We start from the raw sequence: 18576 nt of genomic DNA, 5'->3' as shown, positions 1-18576 counted from the left end.
TACAGACTGACATTACCTACATCCGCACTCAAGAAGGGTGGCTGCACCTGGCGGAGGTGCTCGACCTGTTCTCTCGCCAGATCGTCGGCTGGGCGATGAAGTCACGCATGACGGCAGACTTGGCGGTTGATGCGTTATTGATGGCCGTCTGGCGGCGCAAGCCCAAGCAGCCGGTACTGGTGCATTCGGATCAGGGCAGCCAGTTTACCGGCGGTGAATGGCAGGACTTTCTGAAGGCCGACAACCTGAGTTGCAGCATGAGCCGACGTGGCAACTGTCACGACAATGCTGTCGCCGAGAGCTTCTTTCAGTTGCTCAAACGGGAGCGGATCAAACACAGGATTTACGCGACAAGAGACGAAGCCCGCAGCGATGTGTTTGATTATATCGAGATGTTTTACAACCCAATCAGGCGCCATGGTTCCAATGATGGGCTGTCGCCGGTAGAGTTTGAAAGGCAGTTTATTTTTCAGCAACAGAGTGTCTAGAAAACCAGGGGCGATTCACTGCAGGAGGCAATAACTTGCGCAGTAAGTGAACGTAATCACTCAAGGCGCCTCTTTTATTAGCGGATTTGTCTGGTTGGAGCAAAATATTGCGAAGAAATGAGGCGTACAAAATAGAAATTCGCCTAACCACATGATAAATAAGAATTAAGAAAAGTGGCATGGTCACTGCTTAAAGATTGGGCGAGTGCTATCTCATTTAACCAATATATTTAGGAGCATACCCATGCCAACTCCATGTTATATCAGCATCGAAGGAAAAACTCAGGGCAACATCACCGCCGGTGCCTTCACCTCTGACTCCGTCGGCAACATCTTCGTACAAGGTCACGAAGACGAGATGCTGGTACAAGAGTTCCAGCACGTTGTGACCGTCCCGACTGACCCGCAATCCGGCCAGCCTGCTGGTCAGCGTGTCCACAAGCCATTTCGCTTCACCGTTGCGCTGAACAAAGCCGTGCCGCTGATGTACAACGCCCTGGCGTCTGGCGAGATGCTGCCGAAAGTGACCTTGAAGTGGTATCGCACCTCTGTGGAAGGCAAGCAGGAGCACTTCTTCTCTACCGTGCTGACCGATGCCATCATTGTTGACATCGATTGCCATATGCCGCACTGCCAAGACCCGGCGAAGTCTGACTTCACCCAACTGCTTCAGGTTTCTCTGGCGTATCGCAAAATTGACTGGGAGCACACTGTTGCTGGTACCTCGGGCAGCGATGACTGGCGCGCACCGGTTTAAGTCACCTGTTATCAAGGAAATACAATGGGAAATTGTGTTGGGAAAAATAAAAGCGCCAACATTTCGCCTGAAGCGAAAATAATCTTAACCAAAATGGCCATCAGCAATATTTTGGCGAAGCCTATATATCGAAACGCCAGCTTATCAAGAAAGCTCAAGTCTGAATTGGGTGAGCTATCGACAGATGCGATGGTCGGGCAAGGAATGGTGGCATTCGAACGTCTCTATCAAGACATCTACGAGGCGTCAGAAAAAAACAAACCGATAGATTATATTGAGTCCCTTGTTAGGCGATATAAAAGAGAACACTAATATAATCTTGATGGTGTGCGGATATGGCCATACGCACTCGAACATCAAATTCCCCATCGAACAGCGTGCTACCCATGCGTTTAGATTATCTGCGTACCTGTCGAGACCTCATACGTTGGGGGCTTGTCGGGCGCCCTGCTGTTGAATGCAGGCGCGGCGGGTCTGATATCCCGAGTTTCTCCGGTCTGCCTTGGCGGCTGGAGCTTTTATGTTTTGCCATCCCCCTGTTTTGACGTTCAGTGCGGAGTGATGGCAAAGCACACAAGAGGTTTCAGTTATGTGTCCCTCCATTGCACTGCTCGGTGACATTGGCACCGACCACGACGGTTTTCACCCCTCATCGGTCAGCGCGGCCAGTCCCGATGTGTTCCTCGATGGCAAACCGGTAGCCCGTCAGGGCGATCCGCTGGAGCCTCATGACAAGCCCAACAACCCTCCTCACCCACGCAGCATTGCAGGAGGCGTTGGCTCGGTGCTGGTCAACGGCAAACCCATCGCTGTCACAGGCGTGGCAGTGGATTGTGGTGGCGTGGTGATTGGTTCCGGTAGCGGACAGGCTGGATAAGGAACAAGGTCATGGCACAGAGCACAGGATTACAATTCACCGTCAAGGTTGGCGCACTGGCTGACAGTACCTTTGTGGTTGCCAGCTTCAAGCTGGATGAGGGGCTGAACAGCCCGTTTAACCTTCACCTCGAGGTTGCCAGTCAGCAATCAGATATCGATTTTGGTGCCGTGCTGGATCAGCCCTGTGAACTGTTGGTGTGGTACAACGGCGAGCTGCAGCGCAGGGTGTGCGGGGTAGTGAGCGAGTTTGCCCAAGGGGACAGCGGCTTTCGCCGTACCCGTTACAGCATGGAGGTGAAACCTGCCCTGTGGCGATTGGGGCTGCGCCAAAACTCCCGCATTTTCCAGGCACAAAAGCCTGACGAAATCCTCAGTATCCTGCTGCAAGAGCACGGCATCACCGACTACGCCTTTGCGCTTAAGAACGAGCACGCCCAGCGGGAATACTGCGTCCAGTACCGCGAGACCGACCTCGATTTTGTGAATCGCCTCGCTGCCGAAGAGGGCTTGTTCTACTTCCACGAGTTTGAAGCAGGCAAACACCGCATCGTGTTTGCCGACGATGCGGCAGCATTGACTCAAGGCCCCGAGCTTTTCTTCAACCTCGGCAACCGCTCGCTGGAGCAGGGCGCCTACGTGCGCCAGTTCCACTACCGCGAGGCGGTGCGCCCCTCGGATGTGGAGCTCAAAGATTACAGCTTCAAGACCCCGGCTTATGGTCTCTCCCACAAGAAGATGGGGGCAGAGCTTGAGCATCAACGGGACACCTACCAGCACTTCGACTACCCGGGTCGCTACAAGCAGGACCCGAGCGGCAAGGCGTTTGCCCAGCATCGGCTCGATGCGCTGCGCAATGACGCGGTGGCAGGCAGTGGCAAATCCAATAGCGCTGCCCTGCTACCGGGTCAGCACTTCTCACTCACCGAACACCCCAACGGCAGCCTCAACACCGACTGGCAAATCGTCCATATCCGCCATATCGGTGAACAACCGCAGGCGCTGGAGGAAGAGGGCGGCAGCGGCCCGACCGTCTATCACAACGAATTTGGCGTGGTGAAGGCGAGCACCACCTGGCGCGCCCGTATCGGCAGCCCAGAGGCACCCCACAAGCCAATGGTGGATGGCCCGCAAATCGCCATGGTGGTGGGTCCCGAGGGGGAGGAGATTTACTGCGACGAACATGGCCGGGTGAAGCTGCAATTCCCGTGGGACCGCTACGGCAGTTCCAACGACCAGAGTTCCTGCTGGGTTCGGGTATCGCAAGGTTGGGCAGGCGGTCAGTATGGCATGATGGCCATCCCGCGCATCGGCCACGAAGTCATCGTCTCGTTTCTGGAAGGAGACCCCGACCAGCCCATCGTGACCGGTCGCACCTTCCATGCCACCAACCGGCCGCCGTATGAGCTGCCTGCCCACAAGACCCGCACCGTGCTGCGCACCGAAACCCACAAGGGCGAGGGCTTTAACGAGCTGCGCTTCGAAGACCAGGCAGGTCAGGAAGAGATTTATATCCACGGTCAGAAAGACCTGAACGTGCTTATCGAAAATGATGCCGCTTGGCATATCAAGCACGACCAGCACACCGACATCGACAACGAGCGGGTGACTCGCATCAAGGCCAACGACCACCTGACGGTGGAGGGTGAAAAACGCGACCACATCAAGGGTGACTTTTCCCTCACGGTAGACACATCACTTCACCAGAAGCTGGGACAGTCGCTGCTGGTTGAAGCAGGCCAAGAGGTCCATATCAAGGCTGGTAACAAGATTGTGCTGGAGGCAGGCTCCGAGCTGACCCTCAAGGTGGGCGGCAGTTTTGTGAAAGTTGACCCAAGCGGCGTGACCCTGGCCGGCTCAAGCATCAAGATGAACTCTGGGGGAAGCCCGGGAGCTGGCTCTGGGTGGGCTGGTCAGATGCCCAGCTTGCCTGGCTCAGTCCAGGTGCCGCCCGCACCACTTGCCACTATCCCTGCGAACGCCATTCAAAAGAGCATGGAGTCTATGGCCCCGCTGGTGAAACCCTGCCCCTTTGCTCAGGGAGGTAAGGCATGACTTTTCAAGAATGGCGCAGCCAATATCTCGGCAAACTGTTTGCCATCGTCGATGCCGCACTTGATACCACTGCGGTGGCGGATTACTGCAACCATGGCGGCGCAAACGCGATTCCTTTATTTGCCGGCACCGCGTTTACGGATCAAGCAGAACAAGGTCCTTGGCTATTTCCATCTCCGACTCCCGAGTTTATTGCTGCTCACCCGCAACTGGGTGGCGTATACGTCACAAGCGATGCTGCTATCGACGTCATCCAGCAGCACTGGCAAAGCCTGATAGAGGTGGCCTTTGAAGGGGAGGTGATGTGGCTGCGTTATGCCGATAATCGGGTCTTTCCCAAGATGCTGGCCACCATGAGCCAGCAGGAGCTTGATGATGTACTGGGGCCCTGCTCAAGCCTGTGGGCCAGCGACGTTGCCTGGCAACGCACGCCTGATACCGAATTCACTCCCCGCCAAGCCCCCTGGTTTCGCATTCAGCCTCACCATCTGGCGCCACTGTACGACGAGAGTCGTCACGCCTACATCCTCTCCCGCCACTTTTGGCAACGCATGGAGGAGATGATGACGCGTCATCCTAATCCGGAGGCAGCCATTGCGCGTGTCCTCAAGCAAGCCAATCAAACTGGGTTGGAAGGTGATGTTCGCGATGGCGCTGTGGCTGGGGCGATCTCTTTGCAGGCAAGCATGTCGCTCGATGCCATCAGAGCACCCTTGATGCTTAACGACGAAGAGATGGTTCAGGTAAATAACTGGCTGAGCAAACATCCTGAATTGATAGGAGCCGCGTAATGCCCAAAAATGAATTAAGCACTCTTCCCACACGGGTTTACCGGAGCGATTTAAGAAGTCCAGATGAGGTATTTAACAATGGGATGCCAATCAGTGGAACTGATGATGATATCTATCGCCATGTGAATGGTAGTAGCTGCAAAAAAGGGACATCTGCATTTCTTGCAACCTCAGATAATCTTGAATTCTTGAAAAAGCATTGGGCTAAAGACGGTTTGCTCATGAGCAAGCAGGACCTTATCTACATTTATGAAATTATTCCAGATGCTCGCTTTTTCAATGCGTACCACAGCTTAAGCTATACCAGCAAAAAGAATAAAGATAGCTCACTCCAGAGTACTGCTGAGAGGTTCAAACACCAGGGCGAATGGCTGGCTAAGGGCGGCGTCAGTGCGGGAAATATTGTCTCAGCAGAGGTATATGGTCGCACTGATAAAGGAAACGATATTGTATTTATCAAGAAGGTTGAAAATAGCAACGTTACAGCAACCCCTTCAGCAAATGCATACCCTTATCAATATAAATCCTCAAAAGATAAAACAGGTTCTTTATTGAGCTGCTTCGGTTATGGCAAAAAAGAGCCGAAAGAACAGTATGCTGCCGGGGGTATTAGTCCTCACTGCATTCCCTGCGAGAAGAATAATTGCTGGATTGAAATAGATGTCCGTGATGAGCACAACCAGTCATTCCAAGGGCTTAAAGCCACGTTGACTGATGCCACCGGCACTACCAAGACAGTGACGCTGCAAAACGGCCCGACTCTGGTGGAGGGCTTTGCCGTGGGGCCGGTGACCGTCAAGCTGGAAACCAAGCCCTGGCTCAAAGCCGTCCAATCCCGAGAAACCCTGAAAGAGGGAGAAACCAGCCAGGTTCCCGCTTATACCGACAAACTCTTCGGGCACGACGATGTGAAGCGCGAGCATGTCAAAGTGACTACTGGCGACCTTTGCCTTACTGACCCTGAACAGCCGCTAGCGGAAGGACACAAAGCCGGGCAGGCCCAGCCGCCCAGGTTTATCACCAAGCATTCCTACGTGATTGAGGTAAAGGGCTATCAGCTGAATATCTTGCGTATCGGCGTGTTCTTTGACGGTACAGCCAACAACACCTTCAAGCACAGGGAAGGTAAAAGTGCGTTGGAGACAGCCTTGGCCCAATGCAGCCCAGAAGAGCAACAGGTATTGCTGGAGCAGTGTTTTGAAGGGGCCTTGCCTGATGGCCTCAATAACAGCGAGAAGAACGATATCACCAATATCGGCAAGGCTAGGGATCTATATAAGCTGCCGACAAAATCCGAATTGAATGTAGCTGTTTATGTTGAAGGTATTGGTACAGTGGAAGGGCAGGACGATGCAAAAACAGGTCTTGCCGCAGACAAGGGCGACACCTCTAGTGCGGTTCGGGTTGAGCAGGCCTGTCAAACCCAAATTGTGGCAGAAGTAAAAAAACAACTTGAACGAATACTGCCCACTATTGAGTGTATTAATAAGGTCGAGTTCGATGTCTTTGGCTTTAGCCGAGGAGCCTCTGCCGCCCGCCAGTTTGTAAACCGTATCGATAAGAAGGGGGATCACCCCCTAGTGGATGCCATGGCTGCTGACCCAGATATTCCCTTGAAAGCAGGCTTTGATTGGGCCAGTCGTGATAATGTGCGGATCCAGTTTGTCGGGCTGTTTGATACCGTGGTCAGTTCCTATCTGTGGGGCAAACGTAATGTGACATTGGCCGCTGACTGCGCCGAGCGGGTGGTGCATATCGTGGCGGCTGATGAGTGGCGGTATCACTTTGACTTGACTCGTATCACCGACGATGCCGCTGGCACCGCAATCGCGAAGAATTTTACCGAAGTGATTATTCCCGGCGCTCACTCCGATATCGGTGGGGGCTATTACAGCCGCTGGAGTTTGCGTGATCCCAACGGGGCATCACCGCTTATCACTGAAAACTGCGTGATCGCGACCTTCAATTCCGATGCGATGCCATACGTCAATCCAACCGATACCCAGGCATATCGGGATGCCCTTGCCTATGCAAAAATGCGGGCTGGACAAGGCTGGGTCAAAGGCGTTGTGCCCCTAGCTAACCATCGTGACACAACTCAGCTTGGCTATTTGAATGTGCGCCCTAGGCCACTGGGGCCGATCACGGGCAGTCAATCTGGGGGCCATAGGAACATTAGCATCGATGTGGTGCTGTACCGGGTGGTTGAGGGGGAATATTCACGTATACCGCTGCACATGATGGTGGAAGCGGCGCGAGATGCTGGAGTGCCATTTATAGAGTGGGACCCTACTCGACGGGATTTGATCATGGATAGCGCTCTTTCATGCCCCACAATGAACCTCGCCAAACTCGATGAGCTATGGGTTGATGTGGCCAAACGGCGCGGAGAGGTAATCAACTTGGCTCGTGGCTTACCTGACGAGGAGTACCAAAAGTTGCGACAACATTATGCGCACTACAGCGCAGATACCGGGCTAGTCAACAAGCCCAATAGAGTTGGTGACCAAGAGGTCCGCAAGCTGACGGGTAATAAAAAGGGAGGTTATTAATGCGCTGGATACTCTTACTTCTGTTGATGCCGCTAGTCACTGCTTGTCAGGCCGCCTCCACATCTCCCAAAAATTTGGAGTGGTGGCATATGGTTGGTTCCAACTCAGATGAACTATGGGTGACCGAAGTACTCTTTTATCGCCAGGGCAAGTTGGTGGATGCCTCGACGAATGGCTCCGCCGGATTTTTTGGGGTTGAAGGGTTAAAAGACAAAGATTATCGCTGGAGTATTTCTAAAGGAAGCCACACAACTCGTCCTGTACCTGACCAAGTCGAAGTTGAATGGGTTTCATTCCACGACAAGAAGCGCTATCGGATTAGCTTGGCGTTGCCAGCAGAGCTGGAAAGCATGATTGCACAACCTTATCGCATCAAGGTGAGGAATGAGTGGCGTGAAGAGCGTCGAGACAACATCGGTTTAGGCATGGCCACTGGCGGCTATGTGGAAGCATTCTTAACCAGTGTCAGGGTGACACCTGATATCCTACTGGCCAAAGGGATTGCTAAGGAAGTTACTGATGATCCCTATGATCAACGTTACCCACTAGCAAGTCAGTTTAAAAATGCTTGGGCCCGTTTTGACAAAGATTACACGGATGCCTACAAGCAATATCCCACACCCAGTGGTATGGCTTGGGCTCCGATCATGGATGCTTATCGCGCCGCTCAACCCAAGACAGATACTGACCCAGTAAGGTAATACCTACGGAGTTTAAAATGTCGGTAGAATTACGAGAGGCCGCTAGTAATAGCGGCCTTTTTGTGTTCGGCTAAATGCTGCCAACATCTCCGCACTGTTTTCCGCTTTGGGCGTTCTATTTTTGCGATCAGCAATCTGCATATCTTTTTGCCTGGCACGGTCCAGCCTGTTGACTGACTTTATCTGGCTGTCTTCTTTGGTCATGACTTCTGGCACAACAGTGTGCTGTTAGATGAAATAAGAAGGGCCCCACATGGTGGGGTCCTTCTTATTTGTGTGTGCAGAATCGCCCGGTTATCAGGAGCTTTGCTCTGTGCTGGCATCTGTGGCAGCCACGACTGCGTTGCGGCGGCGTAGCAGGCGTACCAGCGGGGGCAGGGCGATCACCACGATAGCCAGTACCAGCAGGGTCTGGCTGATGCTGCTGCTCCACAGGATGGTGGTGTCGCCATTGCTGATGGAGAGGGCGCGGCGCAGGTTCTGCTCCAGCATTTCACCTAGCACGAAGCCCAGAATGAGCGGCGACATGGGGAAGTGCATCTTGCGCAGCAGGTAGCCAAAGACTCCGAGGCCCACCATCAGCAGCAGATCGAAGGTGGTGCTGTGCACCGCATAGACTCCCACCGCCGAGACGCTGGCGATGGCGGGCACCAGAAACCAGAGCGGGATGGAGAGCATGCGGGTGAAAATGCCCACCATGGGGATGTTCATCACCAGCAGCATGACGTTGGCCAGCAAGAGGGCGGCGATCAGTCCCCACACCACATCGGGCTGTTCGGTGAACATGGTGGGGCCCGGGGTGATGTTGTAGAGGGTCAGTGCCCCCATCATCACTGCCGTGGTGCCGGATCCCGGCACCCCCAGGGTCAGCATGGGGATAAAGGAGCCACAGGCCGAGGCGTTGTTGGCCGCCTCTGGCGCGGCCACGCCGCGAATGTCCCCTTCACCGAATTTGGCATTGGGCCCCGCCAACCGCTTCTCGCTCATGTAGGTGATGGCGCTGGCGATGGTGGCGCCGGCCCCCGGCAGAATGCCGACGAAAAAGCCGATGGTGGAGGAGCGCAGCATGGTGCCGGTGCAATAGACCAGTTCCTTGAAGTTGAACAGCATCCGCCCGGTGGTGCGCACCAGCTTGCCGCCGCCGCTGGTGTGCTCCAGCATCAGCAGGATCTCGCTCACCGAGAAGAGGCCGATCACCACCACGATAAACTGCACCCCGTCCGAAAGGTGCACGCTGTCGAAGGTGAAGCGATAGATGCCGGTGTTGGCATCCACCCCGACGGTGGCGAGCCCCAGCCCAATCAGCGCCGCCATAAAGGACTTGAGCGGGTTCTGGCTCATCATGCTGCCGAGGCAGGCGATGGCGAACACCATCAGGGCGAAATACTCAGCCGGGCCGAAGGCGAGCGACCAGCGCGCCAGTGCCGGGGCGAACATAATGATTCCCCCGATGGCAAGCATGGAGCCGACAAAGGAGCTGACCGCCGAGATGGAGAGGGCTACTCCCGCCTTGCCCTGCTGGGCCATGGGGTAGCCATCCAGCGCAGTCATGATGGCGGCGGCATCCCCCGGTACGTTGAGCAGGATCGAGGAGATCCGCCCGCCATATTCGCAACCGATATAGACGGTGGCGAGCAGAATGAGCGCCGATTCGGGGGGAAGCTTGAGGGCAAAGGCCAGCGGCAACAGGATGGCGACGCCGTTGATGGGGCCAAGGCCCGGCAGCAGGCCGACCACGGTGCCGACAAAGCAGCCGATGAGGGCAATCACCAGATTCTCCGGGGTGAGTGCCACCGCAAAGCCCTGGGAGAGGTACATCCAGGTATCCATATTGACTCCTTAAGAGAACCAGACGCCGAGGGGCAGGGTGACATCCAGCAGCCTGTCAAAGGCGAAATAGAGCACCAGCCCGCCGACGATGCCGGAGAGCAGGGCTGCCTTGGCCGAGGCGCCAAACAGGCGCCCCAGCACAAAGGTGAGCAGGGCGGTAGCCAGTGGAAAGCCCAGCCACTCGAAGCTGGCGCCGTAACCGGCCAGCGCTGCCACCATGATGGCGAGATGGCGCAGGGTACGCAGCGGCGGCCAGCTGACGGTGTCCGGCTGGCGGCGTAGCAGGAGCAGGGCACAAATTGCCATCAGGCCGAGGATCCCGAGCGGAAAGGGGCGTGGCCCCAGCGGCTCATAGCTGTATTCGCTCTGGTACTGCCAAGCGAGGGAGGCCCCCGCCAGACAGAGCAGCAGCCAGATGGCGGCAAAGATGCGATCGCTCATGGCTGCGGCTCCTATTTGGCCAGACCGAAGGCTCTGGCCTGCTCGCGGTATTGCGCCACCTGGGTCTTGACGTAGCTGTCGAGCGCATCCCCGGTCAGGTCAAATTCGAACAAGCCGCGCAGATCACGCTGCGCCTTGAAGGTGTCGGTTTTCACCAGCTGATCGAAGGTCTCTTTCCACCACTGGTATTCGCTGTCACTCACCTTGGGGCCGACATAGAAGCCGCGGATCACCGGCCACTCCAGGTCATAACCCTGTTCTCTGGCGGTGGGAATGGTGGCTAGCTTGCCGGGCAGCCGCTCTTTGGCGAACACCGCCAGCACCCGCAGCTTGTCGCCGCCGATATAGGGCTCCATCTCGCTCAGATCGCCGGAGACCGCCTGCACATGGTTGCCAAGCAGCGCGGTGACCGGCTCGCCACCTCCTTCAAAGGCGACGTAGCGCATCTTGTGGGGGTCAACTCCGGCCTGTTTGGCCAGCAGCGCCGTCTTCATCCAGTCCTGACTGCCGATGGAGGCGCCTGCTCCAATCACCACGCTGTTGGGGTCGTTTGCCATGGCATTCACCAGATCCTTGAGGTTCTGATAGGGGGCATCGTGGCGCACCGCGATCATGCCGTAGTCGGTCCCCACCGCCGCCAGCCAGCGCACATCGTCCACCCCGTAACGGCCAAATTTCCCCTGTGAGAGGTTGAGCAGGGAGCCGCCGGAGAAGGCGACCACGGTCCCCGCCTCGGCAGGGCGCTGCGCCACGATGGCGTTGTAGGCCACGGCACCGACCCCGCCCGGCATATAGGTGACCCGCATCGGTTTGTCGATGGTGCCGGTCTCCTGCAGGCTCACCTGCAGCAACTTGCAGGTGAGATCGAAACCACCGCCCGGTTTGGCCGGTGCGATGCATTCGGTACGGCTCGGGGCGGTGGCACTCTCGGCCGCCTGCAGCGGCAGGGCGCCGAGCAGGGTCAGCAGGGCGAGGGCATGGCGTGTGCGTTGCTTCATGTTTGTGTGCTCCATCTTGTCGTTGTTTTTTCTCGGTGTGACTCCGTCGATGGACGAAGTGATGCGAAATTGTTAAAACAACAACCTTTCATTCACCTTTCAATCGCTGACCAATTGGCGGGAGTGTGAGCGTGATCGCACCTTGTTCCGCTCAGGCAATGGTGAATGGATGCAGTTGCAGCACTGTGGTTGCACGCCGTCGTTAAGAACAAGGGGATAGGGATGCGCTTGCTGTTGGCAGAAGATAATCACGAACTGGCCCACTGGCTGTCGCGGGCGCTCACCAGCGCCGGTTTCGTGGTGGATTGGGTGGCTGACGGTGCCCGGGCTGATCACCTGCTGCGTCACGAACAGTACGCGCTGGCGGTGCTCGATATCGAGATGCCCAAGCTGGACGGACTGGCGGTACTCGGCCGGTTGCGCAGCCGGGGGCAGGGGGTGCCGGTGCTGCTGCTCACCGCCCGCGGCGCGGTGGAGGAGCGGATCTGCGGCCTCAATGCCGGTGCCGATGACTATCTGGCCAAGCCATTCGATCTGGGGGAGCTGGATGCCCGGCTGCGGGCACTGCTGCGGCGCAGCGAAAGCGGTGGTGCCGAGCTGCGGCTGGGGCGCCTGACCCTGCACCCCGACGGCTATTTTCTGCTGGCCGATGCCCGGCTGGCCCTGACTCCGCGCGAGCAGGCGCTGCTGACTGCGCTGATGTACCGCCACGGGCGCCCCGTCGCCAAAGGGCAGCTGTTCGAACAGGTGTTCAACCTCGATGACGAGGCGGGGCTCGACAGCATCGATCTCTATATCCACCGACTGCGCAAAAAGCTGGTGGGCAGCGGGGTGGTGATCACCACCCTGCGCGGGCTGGGCTATCTGCTGGAAGCAGCGCCGGGGGCCTCCCATTAATCGCTCCCTGCTCAATCAACTGCTGCTGTTTCTGGGGGGCCCTCTGCTGATCCTTTGGGTCGCCTCGGCCTGGTACAGCTACTACGGTGCGCTGGCGGCGGCCACCTCGGCTTATGATCGCACCCTGCTCGCCTCGGCCCGTACAGTCGCCGAGCGGCTGACGGCGGCCGAGGGCAGCCTCAGGGTGGATGTGCCCTACGTGGTGCTCGACAGCTTCGAGCGCAACATGCGCGATCGCCTCTTCTATCAGGTGCGCGGTATCGACGATGGGGTCATCTCCGGCTTTGACGATCTGCCCCCCATGCCGGACGGTACGCCGCTGACCGACCGCTATCCGGCGCTCGCCTACTTCTACGACGGGCTCTATCAGGAGGCGCCAATCCGCGCCGTGATGTTGCTGAAACCGGTGGGCGAGGGGGGCGTCAACGGCATGGCCCGCATCACGGTGGCGGAAACCCTGCTTGGCCGCCAGCAACTGGCGCAGCAGCTGCTCTGGTCGGCCCTGCTGACGCAGGGGGCGCTGGTGGTGCTCACCCTGCTGCTCGCTTATCTGTTGCTCAAGCGGCTGCTCACCCCGATGCGCCGCCTGTCGCGGGAGATCCTGCGCCGCGATGCCGCCACGCTCGCCCCCTTGCCGGATTTGCTCCCCTGGCAGGAGACCCGGCCGCTGGTGCAGGCCTTCAACCGCCAGCTGACCCGCTTGCGCCAGCTGGTAGCCCGGCAGGAGCGCTTTAGTGCCGATGCAGCCCATCAGCTGCGCACCCCGCTCACCATCCTGAAAACCCAAGTTGAGGTGGCGCGTGGCAGCGGCGATCCCGCCCTGATGCGCGAGAGCCTCGATGCCATGGCTGTGCGGCTCGATCACACCATCGCCCTGACCGAGCGGCTCCTGCTGCTGGCCCGGCTCAAGTCGGACGAGTGCTCGGGGCTGCGACAGCGTGAGCCAATCGAGTTGACGGCGCTGGTGCAGCAGGCCTGTCTGTCACGGTTGGCGCAGGCGCGCAGCAAGGGGATCGATCTCGGTTACGAAGGGGAGGAGTCCGCCATCATGGTGGCGGGGGAGCCGCTGCTGCTTGGGGAGCTTTGCGCCAACCTGCTCGACAACGCCATCAAATACACCCCGACCCACGGCACGGTGACGGCGCGGGTACTGCGCTGCAACGGGCAGATCTGGCTGGAGGTGGAGGATAGCGGCCCCGGCATCGCTCCCGAGCTGGCGGAGCGGGTCTGGCAGCCGTTTCAGCGCCTCGAGCAGGGCAGCGAACAGCCAGGGGCGGGGCTTGGTCTGGCGCTGGTGCGCGATATAGCCCACTACCACCACGGCGAGGTGCTGCTGATGCCAGCCCCGCAACTGGGTGGCTTGCTGGTCAGGCTGATCTTGCCGCTGGCAAAATCGTGAGGGTGATAAAAACAGAGGGCACCTCGCGGTGCCCTGTTTATCTACACATAGATGGCGTTGGGTTGTCAGCTGCGGATCTTGTTGAAGACAAACAGGACGATAAGGGCACCCACGGTGGCCAGCGCGATGCTCGAAATATTGAAGCCGGTCACCGAACCCAGACCCAGCAAGGTGCCCACATAGCCGCCGACCATGGCGCCGACAATCCCCAGCAGGGCGGTCATGAAGAAGCCACCACCATCGCGGCCCGGCATGATCCACTTGGCCAGCATGCCAACCAGCAATCCCAAAATAATCCAGGTGATGAAACCCATGAGTAACTCCTCTCTGTTTATGTGAGGGGCACATTATAGGGATGCGGCTGGCGATGCGAAGGGCCCCACCCCCTTGGCTGGTCACAAGCTGTCGGACTTGTTATGACGCAGGAGATGCGGCGACGGCTGCGCCTCTTTGAGCCAAGCACCGGTCTTGCCTATGAACAAGGGGCGCGTCACTGCTGACGCGCCCCTCTCTTTAAGAATGTTACTGATACCTTGTGAACCTGCTGTCAGCGTGCGGCAGCCAGCGGCCTTGTTTCCAGCTGCTGCTCGCCGGGGCGGCAGACCAGCACCGAGCCCTGCTCGAACCAGTCCCCCAGTACGATGCGCCGGGCTGGCGCGCCATCGAGCTGGAAGTGGTGGATGGCGGGTCTGTGGGTGTGGCCGTGGATCATCACCTTGCAGCCGTGCTGGCGCAGCATCTCGTCAACCGCAGCTGGCGTCACATCCATGATGCACTGGCTCTTGTGGGCGTTCTCCATCTGGCTTTGGCCGCGCATCTTGCGGGCGATGGCCTGACGGCGGGCGAGCGGCAGGCGCAGGAACAGCCAGCGCAGCCACTTGAGCTGGGTGATGCGGCGAAACTTCTGATACCCCTCATCCAGGGTGCAGAGCAGATCGCCGTGGCTCAGTACCACCCGCTCGCCATAGAGATCGATAACGCAAGGATCCCCCAGCAGGGTGATGCCGGCACGTTTGGCAAACTGCTGGCCCAGCAGAAAGTCACGGTTGCCGTGGATAAAGTAGATGGGCACGTTCTGCTGGCTCAGGGCCAGAAAAGCGTCGGCCATCTGCTGGTGGAGCGGATTGGGGTCATCGTCGCCAATCCAGAATTCGAAGAGATCGCCGAGCACATAGAGGGCATCGGCGCCCACCGCCTCCTTGGCCAGAAAGTGCACCAGCGCGGCGGTCATATCGGGCCGATCGCTGCACAGGTGAATGTCGCTGATAAAGAGGGTGCGCATGGCCGAGCCGTGGCTGCTGCTGGTGGCATCTGCTTCGGGAGTCGCGATAGTCGCGGGCCACACCAGATGGGTCAGATCCTGCCCCTCCAGCGTGAGCAGCGCTTCATAAGGATCGCCTGCCAGCCCGAGCAACCGGCACATGGCCGCTTCCCCTTTCAATCCCTCTTCAAGGCGCAGACGCAGCACTTCGTGATAGAAAGCATCGCCAAAGCGCTCGAGCAGGGCCGCCATCAGGGTGAGGTGGCGCCAGCCATTCTGCGTCTCGATGGGGGCTGCGGTGACGTACAGCTCTACCGGCCAGCTGGCCTCGCTTTGATCGCAACCGCTATCGACACAGTTCTGGTCGAGGCAGGGAAAGGTGCGCTCCAGCAGCCAGACATTGTCGCCCTTGGCGCTCGCCAGCCAACCTTGAGCCTCGAGCGTTGCTGCAAACTCGGCGGGATCTGGATGCTGGCAGAGGATATCGAGATCGCTGCCCGGCCGATCGAGGCCGATGGCCAGCGTGCTCACCAGCGCCAGATCGGCGCACTGCGCTGCAAGCTCATCCCACACACCGGCGGTGAGCAGGGCATGGGCCGAGCGCTGGCGCGGGTTGCCGTGGGCCAGATAGTCGAGGCGGCGCCAGTTCGGACTGGCAGTGGGGGAGGCAGATGGAAAAACTGCGGCCGGGGCCGCAGTTTTATCAGTGCCGAGTCGGCAGAGATCAGTCAGCAAGGGTCACCTTGGTGATCACCACGTCTTCGGTCGGAACGTCCTGGTGGATACGGCCGTAGTTGCCGGTCTTGACGCCCTTGATCTTGTTGACCACGTCCATGCCGGCGGTCACTTCACCGAATACGCAGTAGCCGAAGCCCTGGGTGGTAGCGGATTTGAAGTCGAGGAAGTCGTTGTTGTTCACGTTGATGAAGAACTGGGCGCTGGCAGAGTGCGGCTCCATGGTGCGGGCCATGGCGATGGTGCCGATCTTGTTGGACAGACCGTTGGCCGCTTCGTTCTTGATGGGGGCGCGGGTGTCTTTCTCTTCAAAGCCCGGGGCATAGCCGCCGCCCTGGATCATGAAGCCGTCGATGACGCGGTGGAAAATGGTGTTGTCGTAGTGACCGTCACGGCAGTATTGCAGGAAGTTGGCCACGGTTTCCGGGGCTTTTTCAGCATTCAGGGTGAGGGTGATGTCGCCGTGATTGGTGTGCAGAGTGACCATGATATGTCCTTTCATTTGATGCGGGCGACGAAGTGCCCGCAGGTGTATGGCATAAAGTGGTGGCAATTCTAGCCCATCAGGGGCTGGCGGCATAGTCTCTCTGGCGCCGTAACCGTGCTGGCAGGCGGGATTGGCCACGTTTTCTGCCTCGTTTTCTGCCCCTGAACGGGGTATCATGACCAACCATTTTACTCACAGGCAGTGGTTAGAAGATGCTGAAGATATACAACACACTCACTCGTCAAAAAGAAGAATTCAAACCTATCCACCCGGGCAAGGTGGGCATGTATGTGTGTGGTGTCACCATCTACGATCACTGTCATATCGGCCACGGCCGCACCTTCGTCGCCTTTGATGTGGTGGCTCGCTACCTGCGTTACGCCGGTTTTGATCTCACCTACGTGCGCAACATCACCGACGTGGATGACAAGATCATCAAGCGTGCCGCCGAGACCAAAGTGACCTGCGACGAGCTGACCGAGCGGCTGATTGGCGACATGCACGCCGACTTCGACGCCCTTGGCATGGTGCGCCCGGATATCGAACCGCGCGCCACCCAGCACATCGAAGAGATCATCGAGCTGGTGCAATCCCTGCTGGATAAAGAGCACGCCTACGTGGCGGATAACGGCGATGTGATGTTTATCGTCGAATCCTATGCCGACTACGGCAAGCTCTCCGGCCAGGATCTGGAGCAGCTGCAAGCCGGTGCCCGCGTTGACGTGGTCGATGCCAAGCGCAACCCGCTCGACTTCGTGCTGTGGAAGATGTCCAAGCCGGGCGAGCCGACCTGGGAAAGCCCCTGGGGCCCGGGCCGTCCTGGCTGGCACATCGAGTGCTCCGCCATGAACTCCAAGCACCTTGGCAACCACTTCGACATCCACGGCGGCGGCTCCGATCTGCAGTTCCCGCACCACGAGAACGAGATCGCCCAGTCCTGCTGCGCCCACGGTGGCGATTACGTCAACACCTGGATGCACAGCGGCATGGTGATGGTGGATAAAGAGAAGATGTCCAAATCCCTTGGCAACTTCTTCACCATCCGCGACGTCTTGGCCCACTACGACGCCGAAACCGTCCGTTACTTCCTGATGTCTGGCCACTACCGCAGCCAGCTCAACTACTCGGAAGATAACCTGAAGCAAGCCCGCGCCGCGCTGGAGCGGATGTATACCGCCCTGCGCGATCTGCCAGTAGCCGCTGCTGCCGGTGGCGACGAGCAGGTGGCGCGCTTCAAGGAAGCGATGGACGACGACTTCAACACCCCGGAAGCCTACTCCGCCCTGTTCGATCTGGTGCGCGAGATCAACCGCCAGAAGGGTGAAGACATAGCCGTTGCCGCCGCGCTGGGCGCCCGTCTGCGCGAGCTGGGCGCCGTGCTCGGCATCCTGCAGCAAGACCCCGAGGCTTTCTTGAAGGGTGACGAAGCGGACGAAGAGGTTGCCGAAATCGAGCGCCTGATCGCCGAGCGCAATCAGGCCCGTGCCGACAAGAACTGGGCTGCTGCCGATGCCGCCCGTAACCGTCTCACCGAGATGGGCATCGTGCTGGAAGACAGCGCCGGCAAAACCAGCTGGCGCCGTGCCTAAGGCCAGCCGGTTGACGACCTGACGCAGAGCGCAGCCCTTGGGCTGCGCTCTTTTTTTCAGGGCCCGGCGCTTTGTTCAAGGCTCGGCCCATGCAATCGAACATAAGGAAGATGGCATCATGAAGATATCCAGCTGGCCCGTGCTGGCACTGGCCCTCTCTGCGGCGGCCCTGATCGCCCCGGCCCATGCGGGCACCACCACCAGCGGCAAACTCGATCCGGCCGCCAGTGCCCGCGCCAAGGCCAAGGTGGCCCAGTTTCTTGACTGGGAGCGCCAAGTCAAACCGAGCGGCCTCTATCAGAGCGATCTCGGTGGCGCGCTGCCCACTATCGTCTCCCCCGAGATGCTCTGTCTGCTCAATGCCGCCTCAAAGGCGCGCGAAATAGCCACCCGCGAGGCTCCCGACGAGAAGCCCCCCTTTGTCGAGGGCAACCCCTTCCTGCCCAACGCCTGGGATAACCTGCTGGGCTCGGAGATCCTCTCGTCGCGCGCCATCGCCGGCAGCCGGGATCGCAGCGAGGTCAAGGTGCGCTTCACCTTTGGCGAGCCGGGCACCCCGCTCGACGCCCCCAGCGGCACCTACCGTTTTGTCAGCACCTATCTGGTACTGGACGGGCCGCAAGGCGCCCGCATCACCGATATCGACGCTGGCGGCAGCTGCGATTTCTGCCAATCCGGCAGCCTGCGCGCCGCCCTCTATGAGACGCTCACCGCCTATC

18 protein-coding genes and 3 pseudogenes are annotated in these 18576 nt (G+C 58.7%); 13 read left to right on the top strand and 8 right to left on the bottom strand.

Annotated elements, in window-relative coordinates:
- Positions 1 to 5 precede the first annotated feature (5 nt).
- The 9 genes and pseudogenes from AACS24_RS21985 to AACS24_RS17760 all read left to right on the top strand — a co-directional run.
- Positions 6 to 488: pseudogene (locus AACS24_RS21985) on the top strand (IS3 family transposase); the annotation flags it as partial.
- A gap of 244 nt (positions 489 to 732) precedes the next feature.
- A complete protein-coding gene (hcp1, locus tag AACS24_RS17795) occupies positions 733 to 1245 on the top strand; it encodes a type VI secretion system effector Hcp1 (protein ID WP_033115130.1) in 513 nt (170 codons plus the stop codon).
- 24 nt (positions 1246 to 1269) lie between these two features.
- Entirely contained in the window at positions 1270 to 1557 is a 288-nt protein-coding gene (locus tag AACS24_RS17790; protein WP_033115131.1) for a hypothetical protein, read from the top strand.
- Between the two features lie 277 nt (positions 1558 to 1834).
- Positions 1835 to 2122, top strand: coding sequence for a type VI secretion system PAAR protein (locus AACS24_RS17785; protein ID WP_108571513.1), 288 nt, complete (start codon positions 1835 to 1837; stop codon positions 2120 to 2122).
- 11 nt (positions 2123 to 2133) lie between these two features.
- Complete coding sequence (locus AACS24_RS17780; RefSeq protein ID WP_108571512.1) at positions 2134 to 4176, top strand: type VI secretion system Vgr family protein; 2043 nt, start codon at positions 2134 to 2136, stop codon at positions 4174 to 4176.
- Entirely contained in the window at positions 4173 to 4967 is a 795-nt protein-coding gene (locus tag AACS24_RS17775) for a DUF4123 domain-containing protein (RefSeq protein WP_108571511.1), read from the top strand. The genes AACS24_RS17780 and AACS24_RS17775 overlap by 4 nt, the downstream gene beginning before the upstream one ends.
- Positions 4967 to 5362, top strand: a pseudogene (locus tag AACS24_RS17770) (hypothetical protein); the annotation flags it as partial. The gene AACS24_RS17775 and the pseudogene AACS24_RS17770, both read left to right, overlap by 1 nt.
- A gap of 213 nt (positions 5363 to 5575) precedes the next feature.
- On the top strand, positions 5576 to 7519 hold the full coding sequence (locus AACS24_RS17765; protein WP_258222990.1) for a T6SS phospholipase effector Tle1-like catalytic domain-containing protein: 1944 nt from the start codon (positions 5576 to 5578) through the stop codon (positions 7517 to 7519).
- Positions 7519 to 8220 carry a DUF2931 family protein gene (locus AACS24_RS17760; RefSeq protein ID WP_033115135.1) on the top strand — a complete coding sequence of 234 codons (702 nt, stop codon included), beginning with the start codon at positions 7519 to 7521 and terminating at the stop codon, positions 8218 to 8220. The genes AACS24_RS17765 and AACS24_RS17760 overlap by 1 nt, the downstream gene beginning before the upstream one ends.
- A gap of 42 nt (positions 8221 to 8262) precedes the next feature.
- On the opposite strand, the gene AACS24_RS17755 is transcribed toward AACS24_RS17760, so the two are convergent.
- The 4 genes from AACS24_RS17755 to AACS24_RS17740 form a co-directional block, all read right to left on the bottom strand.
- Complete coding sequence (locus AACS24_RS17755; protein WP_161785987.1) at positions 8263 to 8424, bottom strand: hypothetical protein; 162 nt, start codon at positions 8422 to 8424, stop codon at positions 8263 to 8265.
- Positions 8425 to 8517: 93 nt separating this feature from the next.
- Positions 8518 to 10050, bottom strand: a complete 1533-nt coding sequence (locus tag AACS24_RS17750; RefSeq protein ID WP_108571509.1) for a tripartite tricarboxylate transporter permease — start codon at positions 10048 to 10050, stop codon at positions 8518 to 8520.
- Positions 10051 to 10059: 9 nt separating this feature from the next.
- Positions 10060 to 10491, bottom strand: a complete 432-nt coding sequence (locus AACS24_RS17745) for a tripartite tricarboxylate transporter TctB family protein (protein WP_108571508.1) — start codon at positions 10489 to 10491, stop codon at positions 10060 to 10062.
- 11 nt (positions 10492 to 10502) lie between these two features.
- Positions 10503 to 11489, bottom strand: coding sequence for a Bug family tripartite tricarboxylate transporter substrate binding protein (locus AACS24_RS17740; RefSeq protein ID WP_108571507.1), 987 nt, complete (start codon positions 11487 to 11489; stop codon positions 10503 to 10505).
- Positions 11490 to 11654: 165 nt separating this feature from the next.
- On the opposite strand from AACS24_RS17740, the gene tctD reads away from it, so the two are divergent.
- Both tctD and AACS24_RS17730 read left to right on the top strand, forming a co-directional pair.
- Positions 11655 to 12386, top strand: a complete 732-nt coding sequence (gene tctD, locus AACS24_RS17735) for a transcriptional regulator TctD (RefSeq protein ID WP_258222987.1) — start codon at positions 11655 to 11657, stop codon at positions 12384 to 12386.
- Positions 12382 to 13785: a sensor histidine kinase gene (locus AACS24_RS17730; RefSeq protein WP_308810141.1), complete on the top strand. Its 1404-nt coding sequence runs from the start codon at positions 12382 to 12384 to the stop codon at positions 13783 to 13785. The genes tctD and AACS24_RS17730 overlap by 5 nt, the downstream gene beginning before the upstream one ends.
- A 65-nt stretch (positions 13786 to 13850) precedes the next feature.
- Here AACS24_RS17730 and AACS24_RS17725 read toward each other — a convergent pair whose 3' ends face one another.
- From AACS24_RS17725 to AACS24_RS17710, 4 genes and pseudogenes are all read right to left on the bottom strand, one after another.
- Positions 13851 to 14099, bottom strand: coding sequence for a GlsB/YeaQ/YmgE family stress response membrane protein (locus AACS24_RS17725; protein ID WP_033115141.1), 249 nt, complete (start codon positions 14097 to 14099; stop codon positions 13851 to 13853).
- 233 nt (positions 14100 to 14332) lie between these two features.
- Positions 14333 to 15067: a UDP-2,3-diacylglucosamine diphosphatase gene (lpxH, locus tag AACS24_RS17720; protein WP_181364226.1), complete on the bottom strand. Its 735-nt coding sequence runs from the start codon at positions 15065 to 15067 to the stop codon at positions 14333 to 14335.
- A pseudogene (locus AACS24_RS17715) lies at positions 15059 to 15781 on the bottom strand (DUF4269 domain-containing protein); the annotation flags it as partial. The gene lpxH and the pseudogene AACS24_RS17715, both read right to left, overlap by 9 nt.
- Entirely contained in the window at positions 15771 to 16268 is a 498-nt protein-coding gene (locus AACS24_RS17710; RefSeq protein ID WP_033115878.1) for a peptidylprolyl isomerase, read from the bottom strand. The gene AACS24_RS17710 and the pseudogene AACS24_RS17715, both read right to left, overlap by 11 nt.
- A gap of 212 nt (positions 16269 to 16480) precedes the next feature.
- Here AACS24_RS17710 and cysS point away from each other — a divergent pair, with 212 nt between their 5' ends.
- Together cysS and AACS24_RS17700 are read left to right on the top strand one after the other, a co-directional pair.
- Positions 16481 to 17857, top strand: a complete 1377-nt coding sequence (gene cysS, locus AACS24_RS17705; protein WP_108571503.1) for a cysteine--tRNA ligase — start codon at positions 16481 to 16483, stop codon at positions 17855 to 17857.
- Positions 17858 to 17975: 118 nt separating this feature from the next.
- A partial coding sequence (locus AACS24_RS17700) for a hypothetical protein (RefSeq protein ID WP_108571502.1) occupies positions 17976 to 18576 on the top strand: 601 nt, incomplete at its 3' end.

It is taken from the genome of Aeromonas sp. HMWF016 (genome assembly GCF_963878195.1).
Lineage (GTDB): Bacteria > Pseudomonadota > Gammaproteobacteria > Enterobacterales > Aeromonadaceae > Aeromonas > Aeromonas lacus.
The sequence above is the reverse complement of the archived record's forward strand: the minus strand, read 5'-3'. Positions and strand labels throughout refer to the sequence as shown.